The following is an 8,517-nucleotide window of genomic DNA, read 5'->3' as shown; positions in this document are numbered from 1 at the left end:
CGAGCCTGGTAGCGGACCAGACCGGAACCGCTGACCGACACGCTCACAGATCAACGGGGACTTTCGGCGCCTAGAAGCAGCGAACGCCACGTTCGCTGCAACACCTCACAGCCGCAGGTCCCGGACCGTGTCGATCGTGTCGGCCTCCGAGGCCGGTTTGTCGTCGCGGTAGCGCACGACGCGGGCGAAGCGCAGGGCGACGCCGCCGGGGTAGCGGGTGGAGGTCTGGACGCCGTCGAGCTCGATCTCCACGACGATCTCGGGGCGTAGGTACACGGTGTGCGCGTCGCGGTGGGTCTCGTACCGTGGGAACGTCTCGGTCTGCCAGGTCAGCGTCGCGTCGGTCATGCCCTTGAAGGTCTTGCCGATCATCACGAAGTCCCCGTCGGCCCCGCGGGCGCCGAGGTGGATGTTCGACAGCCACCCCCGCCGCCGGCCCGAGCCCCACTCGCACGCCAGCACGACGAGGTCGAGCGTGTGCGACGGCTTGACCTTCTGCCACGAGCGCCCGCGCCGACCCGCCGTGTAGGTCGAGTCGAGGGCCTTGACCATCGAGCCCTCCTGCCCGGCGGCCAGGGCGTCGGCGACGGCGGCCTCGGCCTGGGTGACGGTCGGGCGGACGACGCCGGGGATGAGGCGCTCGCCGACGACCTCCGCGAGGACCTCGCGGCGCACCGACAGGGGCTCGTCGACGAGGTCGGTGCCGTCGCGGTGCAGGCAGTCGAAGAACCACGGCTGCATCGCGCCGCTGCCCAGGCCCTTCATCGACTCCTGGAACGGCCGGGGCCGCCCGTCCTCGGCGACGGCCAGGGTCTCGCCGTCGAGGACGACGGTCTCCACGGGCAGCGTGCGGGTCAGCGCCACGATCTCCGGCACGGCGTCGGTGATCTCGTGCAGCGTCCGGGACCAGACGCGGACCTCCTCGCCGCGGCGGTGCACCTGGACGCGGGCGCCGTCGAGCTTGTGCTCGACGACGACGCCCGGCTCGCCGTCGGGCGCCCCGAGCTCGGCCAGGGCCGCGTCCAGCGAGTCGCCGGGGGAGGCGAGCATCGGGCGGACGGGGCGCATGACCTCGAGCCCGACGGCACCCAGGTCACCCCCCGTCAGCGCCGTGTACGCGGTGGTCGGCAGCCGCCCGGAGAGCATGAACGCGCGGCGCACGGCGTCGGCGGGCACCTCCGCCGCCGCGGCCACCGCCTCGATCATGATCCCCTCGAGCGCGCCCTGGCGGAGCTCGCCGCCCAGCAGGCGCACCAGGAAGCGGCCCTCGTCCCCGGTCGCCGCGCCGAAGAGCGCCCCCAGCTCCTCGGCCCGCCGCGCCCCGACCCCGGTGCCGGAGCCGGCCAGGGCGGCGAGCCGGTCGAGCGCCGCGTCGACGTCGGTGACCGTCAGCGTCGAGGTCTCCGCCGGCTCCGGCGACACCCCCTGCAGCGTCCGCCAGCCGATGCCCGTCCGGCCCTGGAGCATCTCGCCGGCGAGCCAGGCCGTCGCGGGCCGGATCTCGTCGGGGTCGAGGGACGCCAGCAGCGTCGCGAGCGCCGTGGTCTTCGCCTTGCGCGAGCGGGTCGCCGCCACCTCGCCGGACGCGGCGACGACCTCACCCAGCAGGGTCACTACTGATCCACGCGCGTCATCGCCAGCACGTCCAGCGCGGTGTCGAGCTGCTCCTGGGTGAGCCGACCGTCCTGGACGTAGCCCTCGGCCTCGATGACCTCGCGGATCGTCTTCCGCTCCTTCATCGCCTGCTTGGCGATCTTCGCGGCCTCCTCGTAGCCGATGAGGCGGTTGAGCGGCGTGACGATCGCCGACGACGACTCGGCGTAGCGGCGGCACGCATCCTCGTCGGGCTCGGTGTTCTCGAGGACGCGGTCGGCGAGCAGGCGCGCGGCGGCGGCCAGCAGGCGGCACGACTCGAGGACGTTGTAGCCCATCACCGGCATCATGACGTTGAGCTCGAGGTTGCCCTGGCTGCCGGAGAACGCGACGGTCGCGTCGTTGCCCATGACCTGGGCGGCGACCATCATCGTCGCCTCGCAGATCACCGGGTTGACCTTGCCCGGCATGATCGACGAGCCGGGCTGGAGGTCCGGGATGCGGATCTCGGCGAGGCCGGTCGAGGGGCCCGAGGAGAGCCAGCGGACGTCGTTGGCGATCTTGTAGAGGCTGACGGCGACGGTGCGCAGCGCGCCCGAGGCCTCGACGAGCCCGTCGCGGGCGCCCTGGGCCTCGATGTGGTCGCGCGCCTCGGAGAGCTCGGGGATGCCGGTGGCCTGGCGCAGCTGCTCGACGACCTTCCCGCCGAAGCCCTCCGGGGTGTTGATCCCGGTGCCCACGGCCGTGCCGCCGATCGGGAGCTCGGCGAGGCGGGGGAGCGCGGCGCGCAGGCGCTCGGTGCCGTGGCTGGTCTGGCTCGCCCAGCCGCCGGCCTCCTGGCCGAGGGTGATCGGCACGGCGTCCATGAGGTGCGTGCGGCCGGACTTGACGACGTGCCGCCAGTCCTGGGCCTTGCGGTTGAGCACGGCCCCGAGGTGGTCCAGCGCGGGGATCGTGTCGCGCACGATCGCCTCGGCGGCCGCGACGTGGATCGTCGTCGGGAACACGTCGTTCGAGCTCTGCGAGGCGTTGACGTGGTCGTTCGGGTGGACCTTCTGCCCAGCCCCGGCATCGGACAGAGCGCGCGAGGCCAGCGTCGCGATGACCTCGTTGGCGTTCATGTTCGAGCTGGTGCCCGACCCGGTCTGGAACACGTCGATCGGGAACTCGCCGTCGTGCGCGCCGCTCGCGACCTCGTCGGCGGCCTCGGCGACCGCGTCGGCGACGGCGGCGTCGAGCACCCCGAGGTCCTTGTTGACCCGCGCGCAGGCACCCTTGACCAGGCCGAGGGCCCGGATCTGGGCAGGCTCTATGGGACGGCCGGAGATCGGGAAGTTCTCCACGGCCCGCTGGGTCTGCGCGGCCCACAGCGCCGCGGCCGGCACCCGGACCTCACCCATCGTGTCGTGCTCGGTCCGGTACTCCTGCTCCTCGGTCATGCCCGGCAGTCTTTCACCGGGGCAGGTCCCGCACCGGGCTCAGGGGACCACCTGCACGGTGTCCCCCGACGAGAGCTCGGTGAAGAACTTCTGCGAGGCCGAGCGCCCGAGGTGGATGCAGCCGTGCGAGCGCTCCGAGAGGCTCCCGCGGTGGAACGCCACGGCCGGCGCGAAGAACACCGAGTTCGGCATCTCCGCGTCGTAGAGGTTGCTGACGTGGTCGGCGTCCTTGTAGTCCACCGAGAACGTGCCGGTCGGCGTCGGGTACTTGCGGGTGCCCCCGAGCGCCCCGACCGGCCCGTACGTGACGTTCCCGGCGCCGTCGGTGAGCCACGCGCGCTGCTCGGAGAGGTCGACGCAGGCATCCACGTCCGCGTCGCAGGGCGTCCCGGCGGTGGTGGTCGGCAGCAGACCGAGCGCGGGGGCGTCGGCCACCGGGCGCGCGGGCGCCGGCCCGGACGGGCTCGGGTCGCCCGGTGCGGCGCCGGCGCTCCCGGCGCCCACGATCAGGGCCCCGAGCACGCAGGCCAGGACGGCGAGGACGGCGGCCGCCGGGGTGGACCGACGCGCGTGGAACGACACGAGAGCCTCCGAGGAAGATCTGGTCACATCGGATTACCCCGAGTGACGCGGGATCATCCCAGTGGCGTGCTAGTCCGACCGTGCGACGCGCCGCGTCACAGCGTCGAGTGCGCCTGCCCCCAGTGCGGAGCGACGGCGCCGTCCTCGTCGCCGGCCCCGAAGTCGACGTTGGAGTACTCGCGCAGCTTGTGGAGGCGGTGCCACGCGTCGATCATCCGGACGGTCCCGGACTTCGAGCGCATGACGAGCGACTGCGTCGACGCCCCGCCCGCGCGGTAGTGGACGCCCTGCAGCAGGTCACCGTTCGTGACGCCGGTGGCGCAGAAGAAGATGTTCTCCCCGCGCACGAGGTCGCCGGTGCGCAGCACGCGGTCGAGGTCGTGGCCTGCGGCGAGCGCCTTCTCCCGCTCGGCGTCGTCCTTGGGCCAGAGCTTGGCCTGCAGCTCTCCGCCCATGCAGGCGAGCGCGGCCGCGGTGATGATCCCCTCGGGCGTGCCCCCGATCCCCAGCAGGATGTCGACCCCGCTGCCCGGGCGGGCCGCGGCGATCGCGCCGGCGACGTCGCCGTCGGAGATGAAGCGGATGCGGGCGCCGGCGTCGCGGATGTCCTGCACCAGCTGGTCGTGGCGCGGTCGGTCGAGCACGACCACCGACACGTCGGCGACGTTGACGCCCTTGGCCCGGGCGACCGCGCGCAGGTTGTCGCGCACGGGCGCGTCGATGTCGACGACGTCGGCGCAGTCGGGGCCGACGGCGAGCTTGGACATGTAGAAGACGGCGGACGGGTCGAACATCGCGCCGCGCTCGGCGACGGCGAGCACGGCGAGGGCGTTCGGCATGCCCTTGGCCATCAGCGTGGTGCCGTCCACGGGATCGACGGCGACGTCGACCTCCGGCCCGTCGCCGTTGCCGACCTCCTCGCCGTTGAACAGCATCGGGGCCTCGTCCTTCTCGCCCTCCCCGATGACGACCGTGCCCCGCATCGACACCGAGCCGATGAGCTTGCGCATCGCGTCGACCGCGGCACCGTCGCCGCCGTTCTTGTCACCGCGGCCGACGAAGCGTCCGGCCGCCATCGCGGCGGCCTCGGTGACCCGGACGAGCTCGAGCGCGAGGTTGCGGTCGGGCCGCTCGGGGGACCGGACGGTTTCCTGCGAGCTCACCGGGTGCACCTCCGTGGGCGGGTCGGATCGGGTCGGGCGAGGCCGACCTGCTGGATTCGGCTCGGGCTACCCGGCCCGTCGGGCCCGCCATCCTCGCAGAACCGGCAGGCCGCGGGCCCGTCACGCACGACGTCTCACACCGGTGGATCGGTGCGGCACCGTGACCGGTGTCGGCCGCTCGACGGCGGCGCTTCGGCCGGTCGGCTCACCAGCGGTCGCGCGGCGGCGGCCCCCAGCCGTCGTCGGCCTCGACCGGCGGGTGATCGTCGCGGTCCCGGCGGGTGGCGCCGCGCGCGTCGTCGGGGCTGTCGCGCTCCCCGCCGCGCCGCACCGCGACGCGCTCGTCCTCCCGCTCGTCCCGATCCTCGCCGCGGGCGGGGCTGCGCCAGCCGTGGGTCCAGCCCTGGTGGTCGGCGGTCGACGCCGGGAGCGCACCCGGCGGGTGCGGGTCGCCGCGACCGGCCCCGCGACCGGCCCCGTGACCAGCATCGCGGCCGCTCTCGCCGTCGTGCTCGTCGTGCTCGTCGCTCGGCGCCCACCAGGCCGGGCCGGGTCCGGGCGGCGGCGGGGAGTAGGTCGGCTGGGGCGTCTCCGGCGCCCCGGCTGCCCGGCCCGCGGTCGAGGGTCCGGTCGCGGCCGGCATCGGGCCGGAGCGCATGTCGTACCGGAGGTCGTGGTGGGGGCCGTGCGCCGGGTGCTGGGTGTCCGGCGCGGCCGGGACGTCGCCCGCGGTCAGCGCGGCCGCGACGCCCTCGCGGGCCAGCGAGTGCACGCTCTCGCGCAGCGCCCGGGTCGCCGCGGCGCGCAGCTCGGCGGAGAAGCGCGGCGCCGGGGCGAACCGGCCGAACGTGTCGCGCAGGAAGTGCGCGAGCAGCGTCGCGGTCGAGCGCGAGCGCCACATCGTCCAGCCGACGTACAGGTCGCGCCCGTAGGGCTGCACGAGCAGCATGGCGCGCTCGCTGTACTGGCTGAACAGCAGCACCGGCACGCCCGCCACCGTCGACGGGTGCACCTCGGCGGGGCTCTGGCGGGCCTCGGCCGCGCGCCGGACGTACTCGGCGGCGGCGGTCGCCGCGTCGCCACGGTTCTCCAGCAGCCGGGAGTGCTCGGCGATCGGCTCCTTCGCGGGGGCGAAGAACGACGCGATCCCCGCGAGGTAGAGGACGACGACGACCAGCCCGAGCAGCGTCGACAGGACGTCGGTGAAGCCGTCCGGCGACGACATCGACGCGAGGTAGTCGACGACGAGCTTGACGAGCAGCAGCACGGTCGGCGCGACGAGGAAGAGCAGCGTGCGCATGAGGTGCGGCGCGAGCATCCGGTAGGTGACGACGTCGTCGACGAGACCGTCCGGGTCGGTGTGCTGCTGGATCTCGCGGTGGTAGTCGGCGTGGGCGCCGGAGACCGCCCGGTCGACGTCGGAGCCCGGGCCTGCGGGGCTCCCGGGGCCACCGGGCGTGTACGGGCTGCTCATGGCCGACGAGTCTGCTCCATCGCGCGCGCACGGAGGGTCGTTCTCGCCCGGGTGTCGCCCGCCGTCACCCGGCCGACGGCGCCGCTGGAGCCCGACTACTGCCCGTCGTCGGCGTCGCCGGCCTCGTGCAGCACCGTCTCGACCCGTTCGCGCGCCCCGGCGAGGTGCCGCTCGCACACCCGCGCCAGCGTCTCGCCCCGCTCCCAGAGGGCGAGGGAGTCCTCGAGGCTCAGCCCGCCGGCCTCGAGCTTCGCGACCACGGCCTCGAGCTCGTCGCGGGCCTCCTCGTAACCGGGCTCGCTGCCGGGGTCCTGCGCCATGTCCGTCATCCTGCCCCGGACCCCCGACGGTGCTCGGGGTCGGCGGGGTCGTTCCCGGGATCGGCGCGCACGACCGCGTGCACGGCGCCGTCGGCCAGCCGCACGCGCAGGGCGTCGCCGGGCAGCGGCGCGGTCGCGGAGCGCACGACCGGCGCGTCGACGGCGTCCCCGTGCTGCACGATCGCGTAGCCGCGGGCGAGGGTCGCGGCCGGGCCGAGGGCGGTCAGCGAGGCGCGCCGGTGGCGCAGGTCGGCCTCGCGCGCGGTGAGTCCGGTCTCGACGACCTGGCGGGCGCGGGTGCGCAGCCGTGCGACCACGTCGGCGCGGGCGGTGATCGGCCCGAGCGGGTCGGCGAGCACCGGCCGGCGGCGCAGGGCGGCGAGCCGGGCGTCCTCGCGCTCCACCCACGCGTGCAGGGCGCGCTGGGCGCGGCGGCGAAGCTGGGCGAGGTGCGCGGTCTCCTCGGCGAGGTCGGGGACGATCCGCTTCGCCGCGTCGGTCGGGGTGGCGGCGCGGACGTCGGCGACGTGGTCGACCAGCGGGGTGTCGGGCTCGTGGCCGATCGCGGTGACGACCGGGGTGCGGCAGGCGGCGACGCCCCGGCAGAGCGCCTCGTCGGAGAACGGCAGCAGGTCCTCGACGCTCCCGCCGCCCCGCGCCAGGACGATCACGTCGACGTCCGGGTCGCGGTCCAGCGCGCTGAGCGCGTCGAGGATCTCCGGCACCGCCTGCGTGCCCTGGGTCGGCGTGTTCACGGTGCGGAACCGCACCGCGGGCCACCGGGAGGTCGCGACGGTGACGACGTCGTGCTCGGCGGCGCTCGCGCGGGAGGTGACGAGGCCGACGCAGCGGGGCAGGCGCGGCGGGCGCCGCTTGCGGGAGACGTCGAACAGGCCCTCGGCCGCGAGCAGGGCGCGCAGCCGTTCGATGCGGGCGAGCAGCTCGCCCACGCCGACGGGACGGATCTCGTCGACGCGCAGCGAGAGCGTGCCGCGGCCGAAGAAGTAGGACGGTTTGCCGTGGACGACGACGCGCGCGCCCTCGGCCAGCGGCGGCACGGCCCCGCGGACCATCGCCGTCGACGCCGTGAGGTTGAGCGAGACGTCCGCGGCCGGATCGCGCAGCACGAGGAACGCCGTGCCCGTTCCCGGCCGCGCCGTGACCTGCGTGAGCTGGCCCTCCACCCACACCGCCCCGAGCCGGTCGATCCACGATTGGATCTTGCGGGCGACGGTGCGGACCGGCCAGGGCTCCTCGGCGCTGGTGGGCGGCGGTGCGGTCACCGTGACGGGCGGGCGGTCAGGACTCGGCGTTCAGCGTCGCGATCCGGTTGGAGAGCATCGTGACGAACGGCGGGCGGTCGCCGTGCGCCTGCTCCCACTCCAGCAGCTGCGCGACCTGCTCCACCGACAGCGAGCGCAGCTTGCCGCGCAGCTGGGCGATCGTCATCGTCTCGTAGCCCGGCAGCGCGTCCGGGGTCACCGACGCCGTCTCGCCGCCCTCGCCCGCGACGCCCAGCGCCGGCGCGTGGCCGTTGGTGCGCTTGGGGGTGTCGGCGAGCTCGGAGTGCTCGAGCGAGGTGTCGTCGATGTCGATCCGGCTCCACGCGCCGCGCGGGGCGGGCAGCTCCTCGGGGAGGTCGTCGTCGAACCGGGCCCAGGACGGGGCCTCCTCCACCGGGCGCCCCCCGTCGAGCGCGCCGTCGCCCTTGATCGCCAGCTCGGTCACGACCTGCTGGGCCCGCATCGTGAGCTGCAGCACGCGGCTCACCGCGGTGATGGGCAGGCCCGCGACGGTGCGCGGCAGATCCTTGGCCTCCTCGACGGCGGTGACGACGAGACCAGCGGCGACCCGCACCGGGAACGGGAGCGAACTCATACGCCACAGGGTGCCAGCCGCGGACGCCCGGTGTGCGGACGGCCACGGCGGGGTGCGCACGGACGGGC

At 74.8% G+C, this 8,517-nt stretch carries 8 protein-coding genes; all 8 read right to left on the bottom strand.

What is annotated here, in order from left to right:
* Positions 1-105 precede the first annotated feature (105 nt).
* Positions 106-1,614 carry an ATP-dependent DNA ligase gene (locus tag ACR9E3_RS13235; RefSeq protein ID WP_460380730.1) on the bottom strand — a complete coding sequence of 503 codons (1,509 nt, stop codon included), beginning with the start codon at positions 1,612-1,614 and terminating at the stop codon, positions 106-108.
* Positions 1,614-3,032, bottom strand: coding sequence for a class II fumarate hydratase (locus ACR9E3_RS13230; RefSeq protein ID WP_460380729.1), 1,419 nt, complete (start codon positions 3,030-3,032; stop codon positions 1,614-1,616). The genes ACR9E3_RS13235 and ACR9E3_RS13230 overlap by 1 nt, the downstream gene beginning before the upstream one ends.
* 39 nt (positions 3,033-3,071) lie before the next feature.
* Positions 3,072-3,614, bottom strand: coding sequence for a L,D-transpeptidase (locus ACR9E3_RS13225; RefSeq protein WP_460380728.1), 543 nt, complete (start codon positions 3,612-3,614; stop codon positions 3,072-3,074).
* Between the two features lie 95 nt (positions 3,615-3,709).
* Positions 3,710-4,777 carry a class II fructose-bisphosphatase gene (gene glpX, locus ACR9E3_RS13220; RefSeq protein ID WP_460380727.1) on the bottom strand — a complete coding sequence of 356 codons (1,068 nt, stop codon included), beginning with the start codon at positions 4,775-4,777 and terminating at the stop codon, positions 3,710-3,712.
* 205 nt (positions 4,778-4,982) lie between these two features.
* On the bottom strand, positions 4,983-6,251 hold the full coding sequence (locus ACR9E3_RS13215) for a hypothetical protein (protein ID WP_460380726.1): 1,269 nt from the start codon (positions 6,249-6,251) through the stop codon (positions 4,983-4,985).
* A gap of 95 nt (positions 6,252-6,346) precedes the next feature.
* Entirely contained in the window at positions 6,347-6,580 is a 234-nt protein-coding gene (locus tag ACR9E3_RS13210; RefSeq protein WP_460380725.1) for an exodeoxyribonuclease VII small subunit, read from the bottom strand.
* Entirely contained in the window at positions 6,577-7,854 is a 1,278-nt protein-coding gene (xseA, locus tag ACR9E3_RS13205) for an exodeoxyribonuclease VII large subunit (protein ID WP_460380724.1), read from the bottom strand. The genes ACR9E3_RS13210 and xseA overlap by 4 nt, the downstream gene beginning before the upstream one ends.
* A gap of 16 nt (positions 7,855-7,870) precedes the next feature.
* The gene (locus ACR9E3_RS13200; protein WP_460380723.1) at positions 7,871-8,449 is read right to left on the bottom strand and encodes a lipid droplet-associated protein; all 579 of its coding nucleotides are present in this window, start codon (positions 8,447-8,449) and stop codon (positions 7,871-7,873) included.
* Positions 8,450-8,517 lie beyond the last annotated feature (68 nt).

The sequence above is a fragment of the Actinomycetospora sp. C-140 genome, from assembly GCF_054796175.1.
The sequence above is the reverse complement of the archived record's forward strand: the minus strand, read 5'-3'. Positions and strand labels throughout refer to the sequence as shown.